26 protein-coding genes are annotated in these 26,181 nt (G+C 58.0%); 14 read left to right on the top strand and 12 right to left on the bottom strand.

What is annotated here, in order from left to right:
- Window positions 1-60: 60 nt before the first annotated feature.
- Entirely contained in the window at window positions 61-1,800 is a 1,740-nt protein-coding gene (locus tag N3G78_11555) for a proline--tRNA ligase (GenBank protein ID MCX8118555.1), read from the top strand.
- Here N3G78_11555 and N3G78_11550 read toward each other — a convergent pair.
- Window positions 1,742-2,023, bottom strand: a complete 282-nt coding sequence (locus N3G78_11550; GenBank protein ID MCX8118554.1) for a hypothetical protein — start codon at window positions 2,021-2,023, stop codon at window positions 1,742-1,744. The genes N3G78_11555 and N3G78_11550 overlap by 59 nt on opposite strands.
- An 87-nt stretch (window positions 2,024-2,110) precedes the next feature.
- On the opposite strand from N3G78_11550, the gene pyrF reads away from it, so the two are divergent.
- The 3 genes from pyrF to N3G78_11535 all read left to right on the top strand — a co-directional run bounded on the left by pyrF (window position 2,111) and on the right by N3G78_11535 (window position 4,133).
- Window positions 2,111-2,830, top strand: a complete 720-nt coding sequence (gene pyrF / locus N3G78_11545; protein MCX8118553.1) for an orotidine-5'-phosphate decarboxylase — start codon at window positions 2,111-2,113, stop codon at window positions 2,828-2,830.
- 74 nt (window positions 2,831-2,904) lie between these two features.
- On the top strand, window positions 2,905-3,666 hold the full coding sequence (gene rlmB, locus N3G78_11540) for a 23S rRNA (guanosine(2251)-2'-O)-methyltransferase RlmB (protein MCX8118552.1): 762 nt from the start codon (window positions 2,905-2,907) through the stop codon (window positions 3,664-3,666).
- Window positions 3,663-4,133 (top strand): hypothetical protein, encoded by a 471-nt coding sequence (locus N3G78_11535; protein ID MCX8118551.1) that lies wholly within the window; start codon window positions 3,663-3,665, stop codon window positions 4,131-4,133. The genes rlmB and N3G78_11535 overlap by 4 nt, the downstream gene beginning before the upstream one ends.
- Before the next feature lie 33 nt (window positions 4,134-4,166).
- Here the strand turns inward: N3G78_11535 and argJ are convergent, their stop codons facing one another.
- The 10 genes from argJ to N3G78_11485 form a co-directional block, all read right to left on the bottom strand.
- Window positions 4,167-5,390 carry a bifunctional glutamate N-acetyltransferase/amino-acid acetyltransferase ArgJ gene (gene argJ, locus N3G78_11530; protein ID MCX8118550.1) on the bottom strand — a complete coding sequence of 408 codons (1,224 nt, stop codon included), beginning with the start codon at window positions 5,388-5,390 and terminating at the stop codon, window positions 4,167-4,169.
- Between the two features lie 32 nt (window positions 5,391-5,422).
- Window positions 5,423-8,113: a preprotein translocase subunit SecA gene (gene secA, locus N3G78_11525; GenBank protein ID MCX8118549.1), complete on the bottom strand. Its 2,691-nt coding sequence runs from the start codon at window positions 8,111-8,113 to the stop codon at window positions 5,423-5,425.
- Between the two features lie 141 nt (window positions 8,114-8,254).
- A complete protein-coding gene (locus N3G78_11520; protein ID MCX8118548.1) occupies window positions 8,255-9,166 on the bottom strand; it encodes a M23 family metallopeptidase in 912 nt (303 codons plus the stop codon).
- A 131-nt stretch (window positions 9,167-9,297) separates the two neighbouring features.
- Window positions 9,298-10,683: a TldD/PmbA family protein gene (locus N3G78_11515; GenBank protein ID MCX8118547.1), complete on the bottom strand. Its 1,386-nt coding sequence runs from the start codon at window positions 10,681-10,683 to the stop codon at window positions 9,298-9,300.
- A 35-nt stretch (window positions 10,684-10,718) separates the two neighbouring features.
- Complete coding sequence (locus N3G78_11510) at window positions 10,719-11,744, bottom strand: ketoacyl-ACP synthase III (GenBank protein ID MCX8118546.1); 1,026 nt, start codon at window positions 11,742-11,744, stop codon at window positions 10,719-10,721.
- A 21-nt stretch (window positions 11,745-11,765) separates the two neighbouring features.
- Window positions 11,766-12,926, bottom strand: coding sequence for an alanine racemase (alr, locus tag N3G78_11505; GenBank protein ID MCX8118545.1), 1,161 nt, complete (start codon window positions 12,924-12,926; stop codon window positions 11,766-11,768).
- A gap of 10 nt (window positions 12,927-12,936) precedes the next feature.
- A complete protein-coding gene (locus N3G78_11500) occupies window positions 12,937-13,386 on the bottom strand; it encodes an N-acetyltransferase (protein ID MCX8118544.1) in 450 nt (149 codons plus the stop codon).
- A 73-nt stretch (window positions 13,387-13,459) separates the two neighbouring features.
- Window positions 13,460-15,139 (bottom strand): DNA repair protein RecN, encoded by a 1,680-nt coding sequence (gene recN, locus N3G78_11495; GenBank protein MCX8118543.1) that lies wholly within the window; start codon window positions 15,137-15,139, stop codon window positions 13,460-13,462.
- Between the two features lie 79 nt (window positions 15,140-15,218).
- Window positions 15,219-16,091, bottom strand: coding sequence for an NAD(+)/NADH kinase (locus tag N3G78_11490; GenBank protein ID MCX8118542.1), 873 nt, complete (start codon window positions 16,089-16,091; stop codon window positions 15,219-15,221).
- 38 nt (window positions 16,092-16,129) lie between these two features.
- Window positions 16,130-16,345, bottom strand: a complete 216-nt coding sequence (locus N3G78_11485) for a DUF2118 domain-containing protein (GenBank protein ID MCX8118541.1) — start codon at window positions 16,343-16,345, stop codon at window positions 16,130-16,132.
- Between the two features lie 302 nt (window positions 16,346-16,647).
- On the opposite strand from N3G78_11485, the gene N3G78_11480 reads away from it, so the two are divergent.
- The 10 genes from N3G78_11480 (at window position 16,648) to N3G78_11435 (ending at window position 25,568) form a co-directional block, all read left to right on the top strand.
- The gene (locus tag N3G78_11480; protein ID MCX8118540.1) at window positions 16,648-17,502 is read left to right on the top strand and encodes a 3-hydroxyacyl-CoA dehydrogenase family protein; all 855 of its coding nucleotides are present in this window, start codon (window positions 16,648-16,650) and stop codon (window positions 17,500-17,502) included.
- Window positions 17,503-17,587: 85 nt separating this feature from the next.
- Entirely contained in the window at window positions 17,588-18,790 is a 1,203-nt protein-coding gene (locus tag N3G78_11475) for a thiolase family protein (protein ID MCX8118539.1), read from the top strand.
- Window positions 18,791-18,858: 68 nt separating this feature from the next.
- The gene (locus tag N3G78_11470) at window positions 18,859-20,052 is read left to right on the top strand and encodes an N-acetylmuramoyl-L-alanine amidase (GenBank protein MCX8118538.1); all 1,194 of its coding nucleotides are present in this window, start codon (window positions 18,859-18,861) and stop codon (window positions 20,050-20,052) included.
- A 96-nt stretch (window positions 20,053-20,148) separates the two neighbouring features.
- Complete coding sequence (locus tag N3G78_11465) at window positions 20,149-20,571, top strand: DUF3842 family protein (protein MCX8118537.1); 423 nt, start codon at window positions 20,149-20,151, stop codon at window positions 20,569-20,571.
- Between the two features lie 15 nt (window positions 20,572-20,586).
- Window positions 20,587-20,775: a CooT family nickel-binding protein gene (locus N3G78_11460; GenBank protein MCX8118536.1), complete on the top strand. Its 189-nt coding sequence runs from the start codon at window positions 20,587-20,589 to the stop codon at window positions 20,773-20,775.
- A 192-nt stretch (window positions 20,776-20,967) separates the two neighbouring features.
- Complete coding sequence (gene cbiM, locus N3G78_11455; protein MCX8118535.1) at window positions 20,968-22,317, top strand: cobalt transporter CbiM; 1,350 nt, start codon at window positions 20,968-20,970, stop codon at window positions 22,315-22,317.
- On the top strand, window positions 22,314-22,778 hold the full coding sequence (locus N3G78_11450) for a hypothetical protein (GenBank protein ID MCX8118534.1): 465 nt from the start codon (window positions 22,314-22,316) through the stop codon (window positions 22,776-22,778). Before cbiM ends, N3G78_11450 begins: the two co-directional genes overlap by 4 nt.
- Before the next feature lie 13 nt (window positions 22,779-22,791).
- Entirely contained in the window at window positions 22,792-23,787 is a 996-nt protein-coding gene (locus N3G78_11445) for a transporter (GenBank protein MCX8118533.1), read from the top strand.
- A gap of 112 nt (window positions 23,788-23,899) precedes the next feature.
- Window positions 23,900-24,727, top strand: coding sequence for an energy-coupling factor transporter transmembrane protein EcfT (locus tag N3G78_11440; GenBank protein ID MCX8118532.1), 828 nt, complete (start codon window positions 23,900-23,902; stop codon window positions 24,725-24,727).
- Between the two features lie 10 nt (window positions 24,728-24,737).
- Window positions 24,738-25,568, top strand: a complete 831-nt coding sequence (locus N3G78_11435; protein MCX8118531.1) for an energy-coupling factor ABC transporter ATP-binding protein — start codon at window positions 24,738-24,740, stop codon at window positions 25,566-25,568.
- 21 nt (window positions 25,569-25,589) lie between these two features.
- Here the strand turns inward: N3G78_11435 and N3G78_11430 are convergent, their stop codons facing one another.
- The gene (locus N3G78_11430; GenBank protein ID MCX8118530.1) at window positions 25,590-26,105 is read right to left on the bottom strand and encodes a DUF1684 domain-containing protein; all 516 of its coding nucleotides are present in this window, start codon (window positions 26,103-26,105) and stop codon (window positions 25,590-25,592) included.
- Window positions 26,106-26,181: the final 76 nt, after the last annotated feature.

The raw sequence follows: 26,181 nt of genomic DNA, 5'->3' as shown, positions 1-26,181 counted from the left end.
AATCAAGGGGATCCCTGCCCTTTTAAGCCCACCCCTTTCGTTGAACGAGGAGAAGATTCCATGCGATATACGAAGTACCTTCTTCCCACCCTGAAAGAAATCCCCTCCGAGGCCGAGGTCCCGAGCCATCAACTGATGCTGAGGGCCGGGATGATCCGGAAGCTCACAGCGGGCATCTACTCCTACCTCCCTTACGGTCTTCGGGCCATCCGGAAGGTCGAGGAGATCGTCCGCGAGGAGATGAACCGGGCCGGAGCCATCGAGGTCCTGCTCCCCGTGGTCCAACCGGCCGAGCTCTGGCAGGAGAGCCATCGTTGGGAGGAGTACGGAAAAGAACTTGGCCGGTTCAAGGACCGGCACAACCGGGATTACTGCCTCGCTCCGACCCATGAGGAGGTCATCACCGATATCGCCCGCCGGGAGATCCGCTCCTACCGGCAGCTCCCCCTCAATCTTTACCAGATCCAGACCAAATTCCGGGACGAAATCCGTCCCCGCTTCGGCCTGATGCGGGCCCGTGAATTCACCATGAAGGATGCCTACAGTTTCGACGTGGACGAGGAGGGTGAGGAGATCAGCTACCGAAAGATGGTCGAGGCCTACACCCGGATCTTCACCCGCTGCGGCCTCAAGTTCAGGGTGGTGGAGGCCGAATCGGGCTTGATCGGCGGGACCTACTCTCACGAATTCATGGTCCTGGCCGAGACCGGAGAGGAGACGATCGTCAGTTGCAAGGCCTGCTCCTATGCGGCCAATATCGAACGGGCGGAGTTCCAAAGGCCCGAAAACCCCCAGAAGGCTCCCGTGGCCTCAGACTTCAAACCTTTACAAAAGGTCTTCACCCCCAACCAGCGGACGGTCGAGGAGGTGACCCGATTCCTCAACGTCTCACCCCGCGACCTGGTCAAGACCCTCCTCTTCGTCTCCGATCGGGGGCCTGTGGCCGCCCTGGTTAGGGGCGACCACGAGATCAGCGAAAAGAAGCTGAAGCACCTTCTCGGCACCGACCATCTCCAGCTGGCCGACGAGGAGACCGTGGAGAGCATCTCCCGCTCTCCAAAGGGGTTTGCGGGACCGATCGGCCTGACCGTCCCGATCTATGCGGACCTCGACCTTCAGGGCATGACCAACTTCGTCACCGGTGCGAACCAGAAAGACTATCATTTTATCCACGTCAATGTGGGCAGGGACTTTCAGGTCTTCCGGTTTGCCGACCTGAGGCGATTCGCACCCGGAGACCGTTGTCCCACCTGCGGGAGCGAGACGAGGCTCGACAAGGGCATCGAGGTGGGCCACACCTTCAAACTCGGCACCAAATACAGCAAAGCCCTGGGCGCCACCTACCTTGACGAGAAGGGTCAGGAGAGGGAAATCGTGATGGGGTGTTACGGCATCGGCATCGGAAGGACGGTGGCGGCGGCCATCGAGCAGTCCCACGACGAGAACGGGATCATCTTTCCCATGCCCATCGCCCCCTTCCAGGTCATCCTGCTTCCCGTCAATATGAAGGTCGATCTCATCCGCCAGGCCGCGGAAGAGCTCTATCAGGCCCTCCTCCAGCAGAACATCGAGGTCCTCTTCGACGACCGGGACGAAACCCCGGGGACGAAATTTAAAGACGCAGACCTGATCGGCATCCCCTTAAGAGTGACCCTCGGCGAGAAGAATCTGAAGAAGGGCCTGGTGGAAATCAAGAAGAGGAGGACCGGAGAGATCCTCCTCGTCGAGAGAGCAGAGGCGGTCAGCCGGATTCAAAGGATCGTCGAGGAGGAGATGGCCCTCCTTCCGAAGGAGCCCTGAAGGTGGCCTCGATGGCCCGTCGGAACCTCGGCCGATAGATCAACTCGAAGGCCTCCTCCTTTCCCGGAAAGAGTCTCAGACAGACGTTTTTGACTTCCTCCACCCGCCTTTCCGCCTCTTCGAGCGAGAGGTCGCCCTCCTGTATCGATCGGAGGGTGAGGTCGACCAGAAACCTCAAAAAACGGAGCCGCCGGTTCTCTTCTCTCACCTCAAAGGATTCCATGGGACAAAGAGAGTTTATCAAGAAGTGGGCCGCTTGTAAAGGCCCCTTAAATGTGATACATTGGCCAATAAAAAGCGAAAGGAGACCATGGGTCCGGCCCGGCCTCAAGACCGAATCATCTTCGCCCTCGATGTGGAGCATTTCCACGAGGCCCAGCAGTGGGTCTCGCTTTTGAAGGATCGGATCGGCCTCTTCAAGGTGGGAAAACAGCTCTTCACCCACTCCGGTCCGAAGGTGATCGACATGATCATCCAGAAGGGGCAGAGGGTCTTCCTCGATCTCAAATATCATGACATCCCCAACACGGTGGCCAAAGCAGGGGAGGAGGCGACCAGGCATCAGGTGGCGATGTTCAACCTCCACGCCCTCGGCGGGTTCGAGATGATGAAGAAGACGGTCGAGGCCTCCCGGGCGGTGGCCAAGCAGCTTTCGATTCCGAGGCCCCTCATCCTCGCCGTCACCATCCTCACCAGCATGGATGAGGCCACCCTGAAGGAGGTCGGAATTGAAGGCCCCCTCGAAGAGGAGGTCGGACGCCTGGCCGAACTGGCCCAGAAGGCCGGGGTGGATGGCGTTGTGGCCTCGCCCCGGGAGATCGGGATCATCCGGAAACGGTGTGGCCAGGAATTCCTGATCGTCACGCCCGGAATCCGTCACCCCACAGATCCCAAGGACGACCAACGGAGGACCCTGACCCCCCGTGAGGCGATCGAGGCCGGGGCCGACTACCTCGTCATCGGAAGGCCGATCAAGGAGGCCAGAGATCCCATCGAGGCGCTCCAGAGGATCGTCGAGGATATCTCCTGAGAATCGATTCGTCGAAGCACGGCGCTCGAACTGGGTTCGGCCTTCGATATTCAAATATCAAATTCCTAAAGGGTATGTCCTCCATCATCTACGGCATCCACCCGGTCCGGGAGGCGCTGCTCTCGTCAACGGTTCCGGTTAAAAAGATCTTGATCTCCACGAAACATCCCTCCCCTTCCCTTCAATCGGTCATCGATCTGGCCCAGCAAAAGAGCGTCCCCCTCACCTTTGTGGAGAGAGAGGTCTTGGATCAGAAGGTCAAAAGGGGCCCCCATCAGAATGTCCTCGCCATCGTCGATGAGATCCCCTATGCCTCTCTGGAGGAGATTTTGCAGAGACCCAAACAGGAGGGGACCCAAGCCCTGCTTCTCGTCCTCGACGGGATCCAGGACCCTCAAAACTTAGGCTCTCTCATCCGAACCGGCCTCGGGTGCGGGGCCCACGGGGTCATTCTTCCAAAAGATCGGGCCGCAGGGATCACACCGGCGGTCGTCAAGGCCTCGGCCGGCGCCACGGCCCACCTTCCCGTGGCGCGGGTGGTCAACATCGCAGCCACGATCGATCGCCTGAAAGAGGAGGGCCTCTGGGTCTATGGGGCCTCTGGGGAGGCCGAGGAGGTCCTCTACGATCTCGATTTCAAAACAGACCTGGCCATCGTCATCGGGGCCGAGGGAAAGGGGATCAGACCCCTGGTGAAGAAGAAGTGCGACCGCCTCTTCTCGATCCCGATGAAGGGTCCGGTCTCTTCCTTTAACGCGGCGGTCTCTGGAGCCATGATCCTTTATGAAGCGATGCGCCAGCGGGGTTTCCGTGGAGAGCGGGGGGAGTTGCGATGATCTCCATCCAGAGGCCCGCTCAGGCCGCCCTCGAAATCGACACCCTTCTGATCGATCTCGAAGGGACCCTCGCCGCTGACGGGAGGATCCATCCCAAGGCCAAGGACAAGATCAACCTTCTCTCGAAGAGGGTAAAGATCTATATCTTCTTGAAAGACCGCCGAGAGAAGATCGAGGAGCGACTGAGGACGGTCAAGGCCGAGCGGATCTACCTCGAGACCGGAGGGTCGACCCAAGGAAAGCTCGACCTCTTGAGAAAATTGGATCCGCAGAGAACGGTCGTCATCGGAAACGGGGTCGACGATGGTCCCCTCTTCGAGGAGGCGGGCTTCAGCATCTGCGTCATCGGCAGGGAGGGCGCCTCGGGAGAGGCCCTGAGGAAAGCCGATCTCGTCGTGACGGACATCCTCCACGGTCTCGATTTCCTGCTCAAACCCCTCAGGCAGCAGGCCACTTTGGGCCAGTAATCCTGGGAGAATTCCGATCTTCGTCCCCACCTTTCAGGAACGGTAGGAGGCGTTGACCTTTACATAGTCGAGGGAGAGGTCGGTGGTGAGGAGGGAAAAGGAGGAGCTCCCCTGGTGGAGATCGACCGTCACCCCGAAGGAGGGCCTTTTGATCACCTCGGCGGCCCTTGCCTCTGAGCGGGGCGATAAACCCTTTCCGTTCCGGACAATGGGGGCCTTATCGAAGAAGACATCGATCCGGTCTGGGTGGAGGGGGATCCCGCAATGGCCCAGGGCGCAGAGGATCCTTCCCCAGTTGGCATCCTCTCCGAAGAAGGCCGTCTTGACCAAGGGTGAGTGGGCGATGGCATAGGCGGCCTTTCTTGCATCGTTTCGGGTTCGGGCCCCCCGGATCACGATCTCGATCACCTTGGTCACGCCCTCGCCGTCCCGGACGATGCTCTCGGCCAAATTCCGACAGACCTCGACGAGGGCCCTCTGAAATCCCTCGGCCTGCCGGTCCATCCGGTGGAGGATCGGATGGCCAGCCTTTCCATTGGCCAGAAGCAAGACCGTGTCGTTGGTGCTCGTCTCGCCGTCGATGGTGATCCGGTTGAAGGAAATCTCGGCCGCCTCCCTCAACATCTTTTGAAGGAGGGGGGGTTGGATATGGGCATCGGTGACGAGAAAGGAGAGCATCGTGGCCAGGTTGGGACAGATCATCCCCGCTCCCTTGGCCATCCCGCAGAGCCTCACCTCCTTCCCTCCGATGCGGCAGGCGGCCCAGGCCATCTTGGGACGGGTGTCGGTCGTCATGATCGCCTCGACCAGATCGTTCCACCCCTCTGGGGAGAGGCCCTTAATCAATTCCGGCATGGCCCCTTCGACCCTCTTGACTGGCAGGGGAGCGCCGATGACCCCTGTGGAGGCGAGGAGGACCCTCTCCTCGTCAAGCTTCATCCTCCTCGCCAGGAGCGAGGAAATCCTCTTCGCATCCCGGATCCCACGCTCTCCGGTACAGGCATTGGCATTTCCGCTGTTGATCAGGACGGCCTGGCAGGTCCCCCCTCGGATCCTCTCCATATCGATCAGGACAGGGGCGGCCTTCACGCGGTTGGTGGTAAAAAGCCCGGCCACATGGGCCGGCACCTCGGAGTAGATGAGGCCGAGGTCTCTCTTTCCATCCTTTTTGATCCCTGCGGAGACGCCGGAGAATTGAAAACCCTGCACTTGGTAGGGAGATTCGGGGGTCTTGAATCGTAATTCATTAGGGTTCATTGATCGCCCCGTTCCAAAATCGGCCTCTCGATTTAGGCCCTCGCCTCCTCCTTCATGAGGCAGCACTTCTTGTATTTCTTTCCGCTTCCACAGGGACAGGGATCGTTTCGGCCGACCTTCTTTCCTTCCCGGCGCACCGTCACCCCCCGGCCATCCTCGGTCTCCCCCCCTGCCTGTGCGGCAATGGCCATGGGACCCCGGCTCAGGATGAAGGTGGGCCTCCGCTTGGCCTTCAACTCTTTCACCTCCTGCTCCCTCCCGATCTGGATGGCGAAAAGCTTTTCGATCGTATCTCGTTTGATCCGCCCCAACATCTCCAGGAACATCTGGTAGGCCTCTTTCTGATATTCGATCCGGGGGTCTTTCTGGCCGTAACCCCTCAACCCGATCCCCTCTTTCAACTGATCGATGGCCAGAAGGTGATCTTTCCAGTGATGGTCGATGGCCCGGAGCATCATCTCCTTTTCGATATCGAAGGGAAGGAGGGAGAAGACCTCCTCTCTCTTCTTTAGGTATATCTCCTTGGCCTTCTCCTGGAGCATCTCGATCAGGCGGCCCCGGTTTAGGCCATCGGACTCGATGGGCGGTGGGACCCACCGAAAAGAGAACTGTTGAAAGACCGCATCCTGAAGCCCTTTCAGGTCCCAGTCCTCCGGAGGCGCCTTCTCATCCACGAAGAGGTCCACAAGTTCCTCGGCCTGCTCCTCGATCATCTCTAAGATCGACCCCTTGAGGTCCCCGCCGCCCAGGACCTCCCTCCTCTGGGCGTAGATCACCTCCCGCTGCTTATTCATGACCGAATCGTATTCCAGAAGGTGTTTGCGGATCTCGAAGTTGTGGGCCTCGACCTTCTTCTGGGCATTCTCGATCGCCTTGGTGACCAGATGATGTTCGATGGGTTGATCCTCCTCGATGCCCAGACGGTCCATGATCTTCGAGATCCTCTCGGAGCCGAAGATCCTCATCAGATCGTCCTCGAGGGAGAGGTAGAATCGGGAAGAGCCGGGGTCGCCCTGCCGACCCGCCCTACCCCTGAGCTGGTTATCGATCCGCCTGGCCTCGTGACGTTCGGTGCCGATGACATGGAGGCCTCCCAGTTCAACGACCTTCTCCTTCTCCTTCTGGACGATCGTTAGGGCCTTCTGATAGGCCTCTTCATAAGCCTTCTGCCAGGCCTCGGGATCCTCGATCTCTCCCACCATGGTTCGGGCCAGGAACTTGGGGTTTCCGCCCAGGAGGATGTCCGTCCCCCTTCCCGCCATGTTGGTGGAGATGGTGACCGCCCCCAACCTCCCTGCCTGGGCGATGATCTCCGCCTCGCGCTCGTGATGTTTCGCATTGAGGACGTTGTGGGGGATCCCTCGCTTCTTGAGCATGAAGCTCAACTTCTCCGACTTCTCGATCGAGATCGTCCCCACCAGGACCGGCCGGCCGGTCTTGTGAAGCTCCTCGATCTCCCGGACGACGGCCCGGAATTTCTCCCCTTCGGTCTTGTAGACGACGTCCGGATGATTGATCCTCCTGAGGGGCATGTTGGTCGGGATGACCACCACATCGAGGTTGTAGATCTTCCGGAATTCGGCCGCTTCCGTGTCGGCCGTTCCGGTCATCCCCGCCAGTTTCTCATACATCCGGAAGTAGTTTTGGAAGGTGATGGTGGCCAGCGTCTGATTCTCATTCTCGATCTTCACATTCTCCTTGGCCTCGACCGCCTGGTGAAGTCCATCGCTCCATCGCCGGCCAGGCATCAACCTCCCGGTGAATTCGTCGACGATCACCACCTGCCCATCCTTCACCACGTAGTCCACATCCCGTTTGAAGAGGGCATGGGCTTTGAGGGCCTGGTTGACATGGTGGAGGAGTTCGATATTGTTGGGGTCGTAGAGGTTCTCCACCCGGAGGAGACGCTCCACGTGGGCCACCCCTTCCTCGGTCAGAAAGGCGGTATGGCTCTTCTCCTCGATCTGGTAATCCCTTCCAAGTTGGAGGCTCGGGATGATCCGGTTGATCTTGTAATATTTGTCCGTCGACTCCTCTGTGGGACCGGAGATGATGAGGGGGGTTCGGGCCTCGTCGATCAGAATGCTATCGACCTCGTCCACGATGGCATAATGGAGGTCCCTCTGGACATAATCCCCGATGTCGAATTTCATATTGTCCCGGAGGTAATCGAAACCGAACTCGTTGTTCGTCCCATAGGTGATGTCGCAGGCGTAGGCCCTCTTCCGCTCCAGGTCGCCGAGCTCGTGGACGATCACCCCGACCGAGAGGCCGAGGAAACGGTAGATCGACCCCATCCACTCGCTGTCCCGTTTGGCCAGGTAGTCATTTACGGTGACGATATGGACCCCCTTTCCGGTCAGGGCGTTCAGATAGGCAGGTAAAGTCGCCACCAGGGTCTTTCCCTCGCCAGTCGCCATCTCCGCGATCTTTCCCTCGTGGAGCACGATCCCGCCGATCAGCTGGACATCGTAATGGCGTTCTCCGAGGGTCCTCCTGGCGGCCTCCCGAACGACCGCAAAGGCCTCTGGCAGGATGGCATCGAGAGGTTCTCCCTGATCGATCCTCTCTTTGAATTCTCCTGTTTTGGCCCGGAGCCGGTCGTCGGTCAGGGGGCGAACGTGGCCTTCCAGTTCGTTGATCCGTTGGACGATGGGCCGGATCCGCTTAAGCTCCCTCTCGTTTTTGCTCCCGAAGATCTTCCGGAGGATTAGGCCGATCATCGAATCAGGGGCTCCTTCCCTTTTTCAGCAAACTCAAAAAATTATATAACGGAAGCAGGAGGCTTTCAACGGACCGCGATCAAATAAAAAGGCCCGATAAGGGAATCCCTCATCGGGCCCTTGGCGTTCAAAAGAACACCCTCAATTTAAGATATATCGCATGGGGTTGACCGGTACCCCGTGGAGTCTCACCTCGTAATGGAGATGGGGGCCTGTCGTCTTGCCGGTCATCCCCACCTCTGCGATCTTCTCTCCCCGCTTCACCTTCTGCCCCACCTTGACCAGGACCTTATTCAGATGGCTATATCGGGTGGTCATCCCGAAACCATGGGAGATGACGAGAAACCTCCCGTGGACCCAGTCGGTTCCAATGTCGGAGACGAACCCGTTCGCCGGGGCCACCACAACGGTCCCGACCCGATTGGAGATGTCGATCCCCTCGTGCATCTGGGTAAGGCCGGTGAAGGGGTTTTCGCGGAACCCGAATTCCGAGGTCACCCAGCCCTGAGCCGGCCAGATGGAGGGGGTATGGGCCAGGATCTCCTGTTTGGTCTGGAGCACCCTTTCGAGTTCGAGGAGACTCCTCTCGCTCAGGGCCGCCTCGGACTGGAGGCGTTCCATATCGACCTTCATCTGCTGGAGAAGTCCCTTATCGTCCCTGTCGTTCTTCAGCCTTTCTCTGACATCCGAAGGAGAGGGTCCTCCGATCCCGGCGATGGCCGGACTTTCCTGCCCCCTTTCGAGATTGGCGATGATGCGGATCTTTCGATCGATGTCCTTCAACCTCGAAACCTGCTTTTCGAGCTCCTCGATCTTGGAGGAGAAGAAGTAGATCTGGGATCTCTGGACCTCGGCCTGCTCCCTCAGCCGGGCAACCTCGAAGGCCTTCTTTTTTACCTGAATGTAATCGCAGAAGAAGAAGGTAAGGGAGAGGAAGAAGAAGGCCGTGAGGTAAAGGCCAACCTTTATCGTCTTTCTTCTGATCTTTAAATGGCGGGTTTTCGAAGTCTTATGTCCGAAGACGAGGATGGTGATATGGTCCGAATCTGACATAGAACTCCTATTTCACCCACTTTCCGGGGGGTCCCCCTCGATGTGGGTTTCTAATATCAGATTTCGCCCCCCCCTGTCAAGACACCTCCCCAATCCGTTGGGACCCCGATCAGGGTAAGATGGATTTTTCTTTAATTTCCGCTTAGTTCGAGGCGATCGATCGTAAGGCTGGGCGACCCGATCTTTCCGAAGAATCGCAGGTCATCTCCCACCTCGACCAGGTTCTGGAAGAGTTGGTAGAGGTTTCCGGCCACGGCGATCGATTTGACCGGATGGAGGACCTCGCCTCCTTCGATCCACTGTCCCGAACACCCAAGGGAGAAATCGCCGGAGATGGGGTCCACCGTATGGAGTCCCATGACCTCCTGGATCAGAACCCCACGATTCAGGTTTCGGATCAGGGTGGCGAGGGGAGTCTTGCCCGCCTCGATGAAGAAGTTGGACGTACCCAGCCCAGGTGGGGCTTTGATGCTATGCCTACGGCTATTTCCGGTCGACTCGACCTCCTTCCGGCTCGAGCCGAGTCTCTCCCGGTTGGCCCAGAACCGATCGTACAAAAATCCCCTGACCTCTCCCTGGGAGACCAGAAGGGTCCGCTGGCTGGGCGTGCCCTCTCCATCAATGGGCGATGCCGAGGCCCCTTCGACCTGAAGACCGTCATCCACGAGGTTCAGGAGGGAGGAGAAGAACTTCGTCCCCAGCCGGTCCTTCAGGACCGACTTTCCCTTCTGGACCTGTTCTGAAAGAAAGGAGTGGGCCAGGAGGGAGAGGAATTCCGCAGCCACTTGGTTCTCCAGGATCGCCGGAAAGCTTCCAGAGGAGATCCGCCTTCCCCCGAGCCTCTCGACCGCCCTCTTGGCCGCATTCTGCCCTACCCGGTGGACGTCGATCCGATCGAAGAAATGGCTGAAGTCAAAATCCCATCCCATTTCTGACTCCCCTCCCTCCTCAGCGATGGCCACGACGCTGACCGAGGAAAAGGTGAGATCGTAGGTGAAATGGAGCCCATTCGAGTTGAGAAGGGTCACCTTCGAGCTCGATTCCTGATAGGAGGCCTTACGGACCTTCGTCACCCTCCTGTCGAAAGACCTGGCCGAGGCCTCAAGGTTCCTGGCATATTCGATCTTTCTCTTTTCGGAGATCTCCCGGAGGGACCGGTCATTGATTGGAAGCTCAGGAGGGGGGGCCTTGAGAGGAGGGGCAAATTCATAGCAGGGATCGGGCGAAGTGGCCCGAGAGGCGGCCATCGCATCCTCCACCAATCGTTCCAGCCCTTCCCTCAGCCCACCGGAGACGAGGGTTGAAGGCGAAGTGGCGAAGGAAAAGCCCATCCTTTTTTGGTGGAGGAGGCGGAGGGAGAGTCCCCAGGATTGGGAGGCCTGAAACGTATCCACCTTATCCTCTTTGGCCTCTACTTCGAAATGATCGGAGGACTCGAAAAAGATCTCGTAGCCCTCCACAGACCTTCTTCGAAGGATCCTCAAAAGCTGATCGATGACCTGGTCTTGGGATTCCATCGCCCATCCTTTCTCATCCCCTCATGGGAGCCCCCTCACCATTTGATGAGACTGCTTGCCCAGGTAAGGCCCCCTCCAAATCCGGTGAGGATGACGTAATCGCCTTTCTGAATCGCCCCGCTCCGGAGTCCCTCATCCAGGGCGATGGGGATCGTCGCCGAGGAGATGTTTCCATACTTCTCGATGGTGACGTAGACCTTTTCGAAGGGGATGTCGAGCCGCTTGGCCATCTGCTGGAGGATCCGGATGTTGGCCTGATGGGGGATGATCCATCTGGCATCGGAGACGTCGATCCCGTTGGCCGATGCCGCCTCCACGGCCGCCTCAGCGAACCGTTTGACCGCCACGCGGACCGATTCGTTGGCCTTGATCATTTTCAGGGTGTGAAGTTTTCTGTCCACGCTCTCGTAACTGATCGGGGTGGTCCGGGATCCCCCTCCCGGCATGAGGAGGTTTTCGCCGTTCTTCCCATCGGTGTGGATATGAACCGACAAAACCTCGCCCACCATCCTCTTCGGATCGGAAAAGAACCGATCGCCCAAGCCTTCGTCGATCGACCTCAGGACGACCGCTCCGGCCCCGTCCCCCCAGAGGATACAATTTTCCCGGTCTGTCCAGTCCTGACATCGGCTCATCACCTCGGAGGCCACCACCAGGGCATTCTTAAAGGTCCCGGTCTTGAGATACTGCTCCGCCACGGAAAGGGCGAAGACAAAACCGCAACAGGCCGCCGTCACATCGAAGGAGACCGCCTTTTGGGCGCCAAGCTTCGCCTCCAGCCAGTTGGCCCCGGAGGGACAGCAGGTATCCGGCGTGATGGTGGCCAGGACGATCAAATCCAGTTCCTTCGGGGAGATCTCCGCCATCTCCAAGGCCTTTAAAGAGGCCTCCTTGGCGAGGTCTGAGGTATTGACGTCAGGCTCCGCGATCCTGCGTTCTCTCACCCCTGTCCTCTGGTAGATCCACTCGTCATTCGTATTGAGGACCTTCTCCAGATCGAAGTTGCTCAGGATGCGTTCCGGAAGATGGGATCCTGTCCCGACGATGGCGATCTTTTTCATTCCCATGATCAGACCCCTCCCTCATGTTCCCCGATAGACCCTTGGCACCCGCTGTCCGATGGAACAGAGGACCTCGTAGGAAATCAACCCCGCCTTCTCCGCGACCTCATCGGCGGAGATCCGTTCCCTGCCCTGCCTTCCGATGAGGACCACCTCGTCCCCTGGGGAAACCCCGGGGACCTCAGTGACATCTACCATGGTCAGATCCATACAGACCCGACCGACGACCGGAGCCCGCCTTCCTCGGACCAGGACCTCGCCTCGATTGGAGAGAAGGGTGCTGTACCCGTCTGCATATCCAATCGGAAGGGTTGCGATGAGGCTCTCCCTCTGGGTGACAAAGGTGCCTCCGTAACTGATCCTCGAACCCGGCGGAACAGATTTGAGAAAATGGATCCTGGTTTTTAACGTGAGCACGGGTTTCACCTCGATGAGCGGTTTGATGGGGCTTGACGGGTAGGCCCCGTAAAGAAGGATCCCTGGTCTCACCATATTGAGGCAACATTCTGGGAAGAGGACGAGGTTGGCGCTGTTGGCCATGTGAATATAGCGCCAGCAAAACCCCTCCTGCCGGGAGAGCTCCAGGGCTTGCTGGAATCTTCTCCATTGCTCCATGGAGTAATCGGATGCGCCTTCGGCCATTGCAAAGTGGGAGAGGAGCCCCTCGGCTTCGAGATTTGGGAGCCTCCTGACCTCCCTCAGAAAGGGCCCAAGCTGTTCGAAAGGAACCCCGAGCCTGCCCAGGCCGGTGTCGACCTTGACGTGGATCTTGGCCCTCTTCCTGACCCTTCCCGCGGCCCTCGAAAGGGCCCTCAATGCCTCAGGTTCGAAGGCGACCGAGGTCAGATCGAAGCGAACCACCTCCTCAAGCCCCTCCTTGAAGATCCCTCCCAGCACGAGAATTGGCGTCTTAACCCCCCCTTGCCGGAGGACGATCCCTTCTTCCGGGGTCGCAACACCCAGGTAATCGACCCCCAGTCGCTCCAGTTTGCGGGAGACAGGAAGGCTTCCGTGTCCATAGGCATCGGCCTTCACAACGGCCAGGATGGAGGTCCCTCGGGGCACGCTCCGGCGGATCTTCCGGAAGTTGAAGGCGAGGGCCTCAAGATCGACTTCTGCCACCGTAGGCCTTCTCCTCGGGGGAAGGTCCTCCTTCGCCGTTCGTCTCGATCGATCGGACATCTCCTTCCCCCTAAAGTTCTTTAAGCACGGCCACTTCGTCACAATCAGGAAATTTGACGCATTGGATGCAGTCTGCCCAGATCTTATGGGGGAGGATCGACTTGTCCACCACCTTGAATTTCAAACGTTCGAAGAAGTCGGGCCGGTAGGTTAGGGCAAAGACCCGTTTGATGCCCAGGGCCTTGGCCTCTCTCAGGCAGGCCCTGACCAGCTTCATCCCGATCCCCTGTCTTCTCGACTCCTCCCGGACCGCCAGCGATCGGATCTCCCCTAAATCCTCCCAGCAAACATGGAGGGCACAGATGCCCCGGATTTTTCCGGCCTCGACATAGATGTAAAAATCCCTCAGGTGGTCGTAGAGCTCCAGAAGCGACCTGGGGAGGATATCCCCCCGGTTGGAATACTGTTTGATCAACTGCTGGATCTCCTTGACGTCGCTCACCCTCGCCTTTCGAATCATAGCCCTTCGTCCCTCGATCGACCTCCGCCCCTTCCGGTGGGTGGGATATCCCCTTGGCCCAAAGAGAACCGGCTCAGCCCCTTCTCGCGTTCTGGATCATCTCCCTCGCATGGGCCTTCGTCTTCTCCGTCACCTTGACGCCTCCGAGCATCCGGGCGATCTCGTCCACCACGGCCTCCCTTTCCAACTGTTCGACGAGGGTGATCGTCCGGTTTCCCCTCACCGCTTTCCGGACGCTGAAATGGGCATCGGCAAAGCAGGCGATTTGGGGAAGGTGGGTGACACAGATGACCTGATGGTGTTTGGAGAGCTCCTTCAAGCTCCTCCCCACCACCTCGGCCACGGCCCCCCCGATGCCTGAGTCGACCTCGTCGAAGACCAACACCTGCCTCCCCCCCACCCTGGCCAAAATCTTCTTCATCGCCAGCATCATCCTCGAAAGCTCCCCTCCCGAGGCGATCTTGGCCAGGGGCTTGACCTCCTCCCCGACATTGGGAGAGATCATGAATTCGACCCGATTGCCCCCTTTGGGGGTGAGTTCCTCCTCCTCGACCCTCACTTCGAAACTGGCCCTCTTCATGCCTAAGAGTCCCAACTCCCGTTCCACGGCCTTCTTTAACTCGGTGGCCACCCTCTTCCGCTCAAAAGAGAGTTTGTTGGCCAGGGCGACCACCTCCCCCCTGAGGGAGTCCCGAATCCCTTCGAGATGGGAGAGCCTCTCTTCGCTGGAGGAAAGGGCGCCGAGGGAGGCCCTGAGCCTCTCTTTGAAGGAGAGCACGTCCTCGATGGTCGGGCCATATTTCCGTTTCAAACGGTCGATCTCCTCGAGCCTGTTTTCGACCTCCTCCAGCCTCTGTGGGTCGGCCTCGACCCGTCTCAAATAATCCCGAAGGGTGAGGCATACCTCTTCCAATTGGATCGAGACCGATTCCAGGGACCTCAACGGATCGGAAAGGGAGGGGTCGATGCCGATCAGCTCCGGTCCCTGCCGGAGGACCCTCTGGATCCGTTCCACGGCAGATCCCTCCCCCTCCTGCAGGCCTTCGAGCGACCGGGTGACGAAATCGATCAATTTTCTTGCATGGGTGAGGATCTTCCGCTCCTCCCTCAGACCCTCTTCCTCCCCCCGTTCAAGCCGTGCGGCCTCGATCTCTCCCAACTGGAACATCATCAGTTCCCGATCCCGGTTCCCTCGCTCCTTTTCCTCCCACACCCTTCGGATCTCCCGTTCCATGGAAAGGAGATTTTCGAAGTGCTCCTGATATTGATTCCGGAGAGGGATCAACCCGCCGAATTCATCGAGGAGGTCGAGATGGGTCTCCACCCGTTGGAGCGATTGATGCTCGTGTTGTCCGCAGAGGGTGATCAATGCCTCGCCGACCTCCGACAGGGTCCCCAGGGTCGTCAGTGATTCGTTGAGGAAGGCTCTGCTCCGTCCGGAACGGGAGAGGACCCTTCGAATGAGACATTCCGTTTCATCCCGGTGGCCCTGGGTCTTTGGGGCCCACTCCTTCACCTTTTCCCTGACTTCCCGATTGCCAGAAAGATCGAAGAGGGCCTCCACGACCGCTTCCTCTTCCGACGTCCGGATCACCTCCTCGCCCATTCGCTCCCCGAGGAGGAGGCGGACCGCATTGAGAATGATCGACTTGCCCGCCCCGGTCTCACCGGTCAGGACATTGAACCCCTTCGAGAAGGTGAGGCTCACTTCGTCGATGATGGCCAGGTTCTTGATCCGAAGTTCTGATAACATACTCCGTCTCCGGGCTCCTCGGCGGTGGTCGTATTTTAACGTTCGGACGGAGACGTATCACGACGAGGGGGGCCGGAGATCATCTCTCCCCCCATTTGAGCTTCTCCCGCAGGACCCCGAAGTAGTGGCGATAGGGCGATTTGACGAGAAGGATCTTTTCCTCGCCCTTCTTGACCTCCACCACATCCCCATATTCCAGGATGAATCCCTGCTGTCCATCGAGGGTGAGAAAGACCTCCTGCTGCTTCGTCTGAAGGGTCGCCCTGACGACGACATCGTCTGGAATCATGATCGGTCGATTGGTCAGGGTATGAGGGCAGATGGGGGTGATGATGATACAGGGCAGAGAGGGATGGACGATGGGACCGCCGGCGGAAAGGTTGTAGGCGGTCGATCCCGTGGGAGTTGAAAGGATCAGGCCATCCGATTTGAAGGTGGTGAGGTATTCCCCGTTGATCGAGGTTTCGATATCGATGATCCTGGCCAAGGCCCCTTTATTGATGACCGCATCGTTTAGGACGGTATACTCGGCCAGCCTCTCTTCCCGGCGGATCACGGAGGCATGAAAGACCGTCCTTTCATCCGTGACGAACTCGCCTCGGATCACCCGTTCCAAGACGTCGAAGAGCTCTTTGAGGGTGATCTCCGTCAGAAATCCGAGCCCTCCCAAGTTGACCCCGAGGATGGGGACGCGATAGCCTCCCACCAGCCGGGCCACGCTGAGAAGGGTTCCATCCCCCCCGAGGACGATGATCATCTCTACCTCGGAGGGGATCTGTTCTCGCTCCATCGGTCTGAGTTGGCCTCCGATCGGGGAGGAAGGGACCGCCTGTCCGACCCCGTATTCGACACAGATCTCTATCCCCTTCGATCCCAACCACTCCACCAATCGTCCTATGATCGTCAGGGCCTCAGGTTTGTTCTGTTTGGCGATGATCCCGATTCGTTTCATCACAGGCTTTGTGACCGGGAAAGAATAAATCCCCCCTCCTATTCGATCAGGGCGATGGTGGCCTCGGCCTCGACCTCCTGACCCGGAGAAACGCAGATCTCTTTGACCACTCCGCTGACCGGCGCGACGATGGGCATCTCCATCTTCATGGCCTCGAGCACCGCCACCTGATCATCCTCTTTCACCCGATCGCCCACCTTGACAGAGACAGAGACGATCTTGCCAACCATTGGAACGGTTACCGGGGTTGCCATATATACCTCCTTTTGACCTATATTCCACCCTCCCCCTTTCTCTTTTCGTGGAAATGCGTCATATATATGTCGCAAAATATAAACCAACCCAGCCCCTTTTTGTCAAGTTTCAGAGAAAGATCTCCCTTTTTTTAGAGGGCCTCCCTTAGGTCAAAAAACATTTTAGATTTTTTGGACTTAAAGATTACGGGCCGGAGGCCTCCCAAAAAAATTTGACATCGGGTGGAGTTTATAATATTTTGATGTGAAAAAAAGAACAGCATCTCATCGGGAAAAACTACCCTTAAAAAGGAGGTCAATTTATGGAGATCAAAAAGATCGGCGTCTTGGGAGCTGGGACCATGGGAAACGGGATCGCCCAGGTGGCATCCCAGGCAGGGTATCAGGTGGTGATGCGGGACATCGAGGATCGCTTCGTCGAAAACGGCCTCAACGCCATCGAGAAATTTCTAACCAAAAGCGTCGAGAAAGGGAAGATGACGGAGGAGCAGAAGAAGGGGGTCCTCTCCCGGATCAAGGGAACCACCCGGATGGAGGATCTGAAGGACGTCGATTTCGTCATCGAGGCGGTCTTCGAGGATCTCGAACTGAAGAAGTCGCTCTTCAAAACCCTCGATGAGTTGACGGCGCCCCATGTCGTGCTGACGACCAACACCTCCTCGATGTCGATCACCGAGATCGCCATGGCGACCAAACGGCCCGAGAAGGTCGCGGGAATGCATTTTTTCAATCCCGCGCCCCTCATGAAACTGGTGGAGGTGATCCGGGGATACCATACCAGCGATGAGACCACCCGTCTCGTCATGGACCTTTCAAAGAAGATGGGGAAGGAGCCCGTGGAGGTGAAGAAGGACACCCCTGGATTTATCGTCAACCGCCTCATGATCCCCCACTTTATCGAGGCCATCCGGATGGTCGAGGAGGGGATCGCCACCTGCGAGGACATCGACAAGGCCGTCAAGCTCGGGCTCAACTATCCCATGGGCCCCTTCGAACTGATGGATCTTACGGGAATCGACATTGCCCTCCATGTGACCGAATACCTTTACAAGGAGCTGAACAAGGAGAGCAAGTGGTCTGCCCCTCCCCTGTTGAAATCGATGATCCGGGCAGGAAAACTGGGCCGGAAGACCAAAGGAGGCTGGTACCAATATTGAGATCGTAACCGGTTGGCGTGTCCATTAAGCCTCGTGCCCCTTCTTTGGGGATGAAAAGGAAGCGCCATGAAAAGGAGGAGAGATTATGGCCAAATTACAGAAATCCTATATTCCTTTCCGGGGATACTACTCCTCCCCTTTCTGCCGTTGGCAGGGGAGCCTCGCCAATGAGAATGCGATCGTCCTCGGAGCCACCACTGCCAATCGCTGGTTCAAGAGCAGAAATCTCGATCCCACCATCATCGACTACCTCTACTACGGGATCTCCGTGGCCCAGCACCGGATGTTTTACAGCCATACCTGGGCCGCGGCCATGGTCGTCGAGGGGAAAAAGAACGTCCCCGCCCTGATGATCAACCAGGCCTGCACCACCTCGACCACCGCCATCTACCTTGCGGCCCAGAATATCGAGATCGGGGCTTACGAGACAGGTTATGCCTTGATGTCGGACCGGTGCTCCAACGGCCCTCACACGGTCTGGCCCAACCCCCTCGGACCGGGCGGAGAGGTCATCTCCGAGAACTGGATGATGGACAACTTCAACCTCGATCCTTGGGCCGGTTTCAAAATGATCCAGACCGCCGAGAATGTGGCCAAAAAGATCGGGGTGACCAAGGAGGAGTGCGATGCCGTCACCCTGAGGCGGTATCACCAGTACCTCGATGCCCTGGCCAACGACCGGGCCTTTCAGAGGCGCTACATGTTCCCGGTGGAGGTGAGGGTCGGCAAAAAGGAGGTGAAACTGGTCGAAGAGGACGAGGGCGTCACCCCGACCACGGCCGAAGGCCTGGCCAAGCTGAAACCTCTCGAGCCGGGCGGAGTCCTCACCTACGGCTCCCAGACTCACCCGGCGGACGGAAACTGCGGCTTCATCGTCACCACCCGGGAAAAGGCGAAGGAGTATAGCGCCGATCCGAAGATCGAGATTCAGATCCTCTCCTACGGCTTCGCAAGGGTGGAGAAGGGGTATATGGCCGAGGCCCCAGTCCCGGCCTCCGAGATGGCCCTCAGAGATGCCGGCATCACCGTCAAGGACCTCAAGGCGGTCAAGACGCACAGCCCCTTCGTCGTCAATGACATCTACATGTCGAGGATGATGGGGATCGATGTCAATTGGATGAACAACTACGGCAACTCCATGATCTATGGCCATCCCCAGGCCCCAACGGCCGGAAGGCTCATCATCGAATTGATCGAAGAGATCGTCATGCTGGGCGGTGGCTACGGCCTATGGGCCGGGTGTGCCGCAGGGGATACCGGTGCCGCCATGGTCTTCAAGGTCGGTTAAAACGAGAAGCCCCTTGCCCCCGATCATGAGAGCCCACCGGTCACCCCCGACGTGGAGAGGGGCGACCGGTGGGAGATCCTGGTCAGGTTCTCCGCTCGATGGCCACGGCCATGGATGGTCTTAAACTCCGCCTGTTCTCCATCCTCCTCCTCGTCGTCGGCCTCCTTCTGATCGATCCTCCCACGGCTTTCAGCGCCGCCATCACCGACGTCCGCTTCTGGTCCGCCCCGGATCACACCCGCGTCGTCCTCGATTTAACGGAGGCGCCTCGATACGAGGCCCATCCCCAGGAGTCTCCGCCCGAGTGGCAGATCGAACTCAGTGGCATCACCTCCCTGCCGAAGAAGAGGGCCATCGAGGTGAACGACAAGTACCTCCATAAGATCACCCTCACCGATCTGGGAAGGGGCAGGGTCAGGCTTGTCCTCCACCAGAAGGTCTTCCTCCAGGCCTCCCTCTTTGCCCTAAAACCCGACCTGGGAAAGCCCCATCGCCTCGTCATCGACCTCATCGATGTTGTCCAGGAAAGGCTCGACCAGGAAGAGAGGCAGAGGCAGAAGGAGTCTCGACCGAAGGGGACGAAAGTGGTCGTCCTCGACCCCGGACACGGCGGTGAAGACCCGGGAGCGATCGGCCCCCGCAAGACCATGGAGAAGAACGTCGTCCTGGAGATCGGGAGAAAACTCCTCGCCAGGCTCGAACAAACCAAGGAGGTCAGGGCCTTTCTGACCCGGAAGGGAGATTACTTCATCCCCCTCGAACAGAGGGTGAGGATGGCGAGGGAGTATGGGGCAGACCTCTTTATCAGCCTCCACGCCGATGGAAGTTTCAATCCCCAGGCCCGGGGCGCATCGGTCTATTGCCTCTCCCTGTCCGGCGCATCGGACCAGGCCGCCAAGCTCCTGGCGGATAAAGAGAACATGTCCAACATCCTCGGCGGAGCCCTTCTCAGGCCGGCCTCCCTGAGCCGCGACCCCAACATCAACCAGATCCTCCTCGACCTGATGCAGAACCATTCGATGAAGGAGAGCTTCCGTTTCGCCGAGCTGGCCTTGGAAGCGCTCGAAAAGGTCCACCTCCTGAAGTTCCCCTCCTACCGGCAGGCCAACTTCGTCGTCCTCAGGGCCCCGGACATCCCTTCCGTCTTGATCGAAGTGGCCTACATCACGAATCGAGAGGACGAACGGCTCCTCAACCAGGGCCATTTCCAGGAGAGCGTCGCCCACCATCTGAGCCAGGCCATCCTCCAGTATATCCGTTAGGATTGACAAAACGACCGTTTCTCTTTTATAAAGGGTTCAGCCACGAAGGTGATCCTTCCCGAAGGGAGGTGAAGTGGCTTTTTTTATAGGGTGGGAATGGAGAAAAAGAAATCGATCGCCGTGATCGACGGACAGGGAGGGGGCATCGGAGGATTGATCATCAAGCGCCTCCGGGAGGCCATTGGCGAGGAGATCGAGCTCGTCGGCCTCGGAACGAACGCCATGGCGACCGCGGCCATGTTGAAGGCGGGGGCGAACAGAGGAGCCTCGGGAGAAAACGCCATCCTGCAGACCGTCAAAAAGGTGGACCTCATCGTGGGCTCCATCGCCATCGTGCTCGCCCATTCCATGATGGGCGAGTTGACCCCGAAAATGGCAGAGGCCATCTCCGCCTCACCGGCCTTGAAGTGCCTCTTGCCCCTGAAAACGCCGGAGGCCGAAATCATCGGGGCGCCCAAGGAACCCCTTCCCCACCTGGTGGATCAATTGATCAAGCGGATCCAGGAGATCATGGGGTGAGATCAGGAGGAACCTATGTGCGAAGCCAACGCCTATCTTTTTAAAGAGGGAAAAGAAGAGCTGATCCTCGAGGACATTTCCGTCCTCAGACCCGAACCCGAAGGGCTCTATCTTCAGAACATCTTCGGAGAGCAGAAGCGGGTGAGGGCCAGGATCAAGGAGATGAACCTCCTCGATCATCGGATCATCCTCGAAGAGATATGAAGGTCTCCCGGTTCCGAAGAACCGGGAGGCATCCGTTTCGATGCAAATCCCAAGGGGATTAAACCCCTAAGGCCGCGTCCCCCTGAAATTCATTACCCATTAAAAGAAGAAGGCCACGAAGGCCCATGTTTCGCAGAAGCGAAGGGATCGTCGTGGCCTTCTTATTTTTCAGGAGGGGAGGGAAGACCTTCCATGCACATCCCCGATGGATATTTAGGCCCCGTGACCTACGGCGGCCTCTGGTCGGCCATGGTTCCGATCTGGGTCTATGCGTCCCAAAGGGTGAGAAAGAGCCTCGAGGCGGCTCACATCCCCTATCTTGCCCTGGCCTCCGTCTTCAGCCTTGTGGCCATGGTCTTTGCCATCCCCCTGCCCGGAGGCACTACAGGGCACCTCAACGGTTCTCCCCTGGTCGCCATCCTCCTGGGGCCCTGGCCCGNGATCCTCTCCATCTCGGTCGCCTTGATGATCCAGGCCCTGATCTTTGGGGAAGGAGGGATCACGGCTTTAGGGGCCAACTGTTTCAACATCGGCTTCGTCGGTGCCCTTTCCGGTTATTGGATCTTCCGGTTCGGCACCGGCCTTCGCCTCCCCAAACCGATCGCAGGAGCCCTGGCCGCCTACCTCTCCCTCAACCTCAGCGGGTTGGTCATGGCGATCGAGCTGGGGCTCCAAACGACGATCCACCCCTCCTCCTCTTACTTCCCCTTTCCCCTCGGGATCACCCTTCCGGCCGTCATGATCCCCCATCTCACCGTGATCGGCCTTCTCGAAGGGGCGATCACGGGATTGGTGTTGACGGTCCTCAAGAAAGGAGGTGTCGGCCCATTGAAAGAAACGACAAAAATCCTACTCCCTTTTCTGACGGCGTTTTCGCTCTTCGTGCCCATCGCTGGCCATGGTCATGATTTCTGGATCGAAAAGAGAGGTCCCGAGCTCCTCCTCGTCTTCGGCCACGGGGCCAAGCGGGAAGAGTTCGACCCCGCGAAGGTGAAGTGGGTGAAGGCCCTCGATGCCAGCGGAAGAGAGCTGGAGGTGAAGGTGGAAAGAAGGCCTTCGGGCCTTCTCCTGAGGACCACCGATCCTCCCCCCTGTGTCCTCTTTTCGGAGATCGACAATGGTTACTGGTCAAAGACCATCTATGGTTGGAAGAATCTCCCGAAAAGGAAGGCGACCCGTGTGGTGGAGGCGAACCGCTCCCTCTTTTTCACCAAGGCCCTCCTCGGTTGGGGCGAGGCGGCTTCCAAGCCCCTGGCCGAGGTGAAACTGGATCTGGTCCCTCTGGAGAATCCCTTTGAATCAAAGGCCGGAAGTTTTCTGTCCTTAAAAGTCCTTTATCAAGGAAAGCCCCTTTCGGGGGTCGAGGTCGAAGGAGGGGACCACCAGAAATGGGCCACGACGGACAAGGAGGGCATCGCAAAGATCCCCCTCCAAAAGGGCGTCCAACTCGTCTCGGTAAGCCTCAGAGAACCTCTGAAGAATGACCCTGATGCGGATTACCTGAGCCTCACATCGACCTTGACCTTCGAGGTGACCAAATGAGAATATCCCCCTGGATCCAACGGATTAAGGGAGGGCTGGCCCTCCTTCTCCTCTTCGCCTCTCCTTTGGCGCATGGACATTCCATCCACTACGATGTCCAACCAAAGGGGGTCTCGGTAAAAATCTTTTATGACCGGGAGAACCCTGCGAGTTATTCCCAGTACGAACTCTTTGGCCCGGGAGATAAAGAACCCCACCAGATCGGAAGGACCGATAAAAATGGTTTCCTCTCTTTTTTCCCCGATAGGGCAGGGACATGGAAGATCAAGGTCTGGGGCGAATCGACCCATGGCTTTCACGGCATCACGATCGAGGTCAAGGTCGATTCCGCGCTTCGCCTTGAATCCTTCGGAAAACCCCTCGTGGCCACTCATACGAAGTTGATCGTCGGCATCAGCCTCATCTTCGGGCTTTTCGGCATCTATTCCCTCTGGAGGTCCAGAAAGAGAAATCCAACGTAAGGAGGAAAAACAGATGAAGAGATGGTTGGCCCCTGCATTCCTGCTCTCCCTTGTGCTTCCCTTGGCCTTTCCCTTTTTCACCTCGGCCCATCACGGCGGCATCAGCCTCGCCCTCGGTCCGGGAAGCCCCATCGAGACCAATTCTCCCTTAACGCTTCCCCAGGGCGGTTTCGTCCTGTCATGGAGGCTCGAACAGGTCGAATGGAAGGAGCGAACCTTTGCCGAACCGACCAACAAGGACTCCTTCACCTTCATGAACGTCGGCCTTTCCTACGGACTCACTCCCTATCTGACGGGAAGCCTCTTTCTTCCCTATAACATCAAGAGGCAAGACCTCCTCGGCTCCACCAGGGGGATCGGAGACATCAAGTTTCTCCTCAACCTCGGATTCCATTACGATCCCTCGATCAAGGGGATCCGGCTCAATGCGGCCCAGGATACGGCGGTCGCCCTGGAGGAGACGAAGAAGACCTATCTCTCCCTCTTCGGCGGGTTTACCCTCCCCACCGGGAAGAACAAGAAGGAGTTGGGCGGGGAGGTCGACCCCGGGATGCAGCCGGGTTTCGGGAGCCCCACCTACACCTTTGGCATCGCCGCCACGAGGCAGCTGACCCGTGCCTTGACCCTGGCGGCAGATACCTCTTATGATATCTTCACCCGAAAGGACCGGTTCAAATTCGGGAACGAATGGAGGGCCAATCTTGCCGGGATCTATGAACTGTTCGGAAAACCCGAGGGGGTGGTCTCCAAGATCGACGGGATCCTCGAATTGAACCTCCTCCACATCGCCAGGGACGAAGAAGGAAGGGAGAAACAGAGGGCCACAGGCGGGACGATCCTCTACCTCTCCCCGGGGCTGAGGTTCTCCTTTCCAAAACCGTTGAACGGAAGCCTTGGATTGATGTTGAAATTCCCCACCCTTAAACGCCTCAATGAAAAGGACGAGCAGCAGGGCGCCGAGGGGCTGGAGAAGGTGCGGGCCATCGCGACGCTTTCGATCTACTTTTAGAAAGGAATAACCCCTGAAAGGAACCATCCCTCCCTTCTTGCTCACCCTTCCCTCCCCAAGCCCTCCCCGTTTTGAGGGAAAGAGCCTGAGGACCCCTTTTCTCGAGAGGGGGGTGATTCGATTCTCCGAGATGATACGAACCGCCTACGCGCAGTGGGAATCGGCTTCGGGAGAGGGCCTCTTCCAGAGGATCGATGCGCGGATCAAAATCCTCTTCCTCGCCTTCTTCCTGGTCCTCGTAAGCCTCAAGACAGAGATCCTTACGGAGATCGGGATCGGCCTCTTCGTCTTTCTCTTGATGCTCCTCTCCCGCCTGAACGTTTTCCACCTCTATCGAAAGATTCTCCTCTTCACCTTCGTCTTTGGCTTTCTCATCGCCCTTCCCTCGGCTTTCAACCTATTTAAGCCAGGGAAGATCCTCTGGCCCCTTCTTCACCTCTCCGGTCCTTATGAGATCTGGATCTACCCGGTGCCACGGACGATCGGGATCACCGAGGAGGGACTCTACGGGTTAGGGATGATGGCGCTTCGGGTATGGAACTCCCTCTCCTTGACCTTCCTCCTTCTCTACACCACCCCTCTGCCGGAGATTCTCCGGGCCTTGAAGATCTTCAGGGTCCCAGACGCCTTTCTCATCGTCATCACCTTGACCTATAAGTACCTCTTTCTCTTCTCGAAGATCGTCGAGGAGATGCATCTGGCCAAAAAGAGCAGGTTGGTGCGAGAACCCCGGGCTCAAGAGGCGAGAGGATGGGTGGTCGGGAGGATCGCCTTTCTTTTCAGAAAGACTCGAAGGAGGGCCGAGGAGGTCTTCGACGCCATGCGGTCAAGGGGTTTCTCCGACAGGATTCAAATCCAGGGGATGCCGAAGCTGAGGCCACGAGATAAGGCCGTAGGGATTCTCCTCCTTCTCCTCGGGTGTCTCTTCCTTTGGATGTGAGGCAGCGGTCTTGGAAACGATCCTCTCCCTGGAGCATATCCATTACCGTTATAACGAGAGCATCGAGGCCCTCAAGGACATCAGCCTCGAGATCCGGGAGGGCGAACGTTTCGCCATCATCGGGGCCAACGGGACGGGCAAGACCACGCTGCTCCAGATCATGAATGGCCTGCTCACCCCTTCCAGCGGAAAAATCCTCTTCAAGGGGAGGGAGGTCTCGAAACAGACCTTGAAGGACAGGGGGTTTTTAAGGTTCTTCAGGGAACGGGTGGGCTACGTCTTTCAGGATTCAGAGGTCCAGCTCTTCTGCCCCACCGTTCTCGACGAACTTCTATACGGCCCCCTTCAGCTTGACCTGGACAGAGACGAGGCGATGGAGAGGGCCTTCGAGATCATGAAGATGCTCAACATCGAGCACCTGAAGGAGAGGCCGCCCTACATGCTCTCCGGCGGAGAGAAGAAGAAGGTCGCCATCGGGTCGGTCCTCACGATGAACCCGGAGGTCCTGCTCCTGGATGAGCCCACCAACGGCCTCGACCCCAAGACCCAATGTTTTCTCGTAGAACTGATGCTCGCCCTGAACGAGGCCGGAAAGACCCTTGTCATCGCCACCCACGACCTCTCCCTGGTGGATGAGCTCCAGACCACGGTGAGCGTCCTATCAGAGGAGCACCGGATCGAAAAGACGGGGAGCGTGATGGAGATCCTCGGGGACGAGGAGCTGCTGCTCCGGGTCAACCTCATCCACGAACACGCCCACCGCCATGGCGAGATCACCCACCGCCATATCCATTCCCACTACCTCTTCCATCGTCATGAAGGGAGATCGTCGGGCCGTTGATCTGGGCCCGGGTCAGAAGGCTCATTTGAAGTCTTTTTCGCCCGCCCGGATCTCGATGGGGAGGGTGTTTTCGGCCGGCGGGAGGACACAGACATATTTTTCATTATAGGCGCAGGAGGGGTTGTAGGCCATGTTGAAATCCAACACCATCTTGTAGCCGGCCAGGATCTCTGCATCGAGGTACCGACCTCCCTCGTAGGTCTCTTTTCCGTTGGTTCGGTCTTTGAAGGGGATGAAGAGGATATCGCTCAGGATCGATTTGTAAACCTGGAGGACATACTCCTTCCCGTTCAACTGGAACTGGAACCTTCCATACCGGATATAGCGTTTGTTCGTCCCCTTGTTCGTCAAAAAGGTGGCATAGTATTCGGGGTTGTTGATGTGGATGTTGTATCGCCTGATCTCCCCTAAAAAGGCGTATTTCGGATCGAAAGGGAAGTATCTCAATCCCTTAAAGCCATTTCGATCTTTAGAAAGCAGGGGCGATCGGGGATGGTTTTTGAAGAATTCGTCCCTCTCCTTTCTCCACTCGGCCACGAGCCTCTCTCGTTCCGCCTTGAAGTCGTTTTTTTCAATCTCTTTGGAGTGAAGAGGGAGGGTAAAAAAAGGGGTG

This window comes from Thermodesulfobacteriota bacterium (assembly GCA_026415035.1).
Taxonomy (GTDB): Bacteria; Desulfobacterota; BSN033; order BSN033; family UBA1163; genus RBG-16-49-23.
This window is presented reverse-complemented; position numbering and strand designations above follow the sequence as displayed.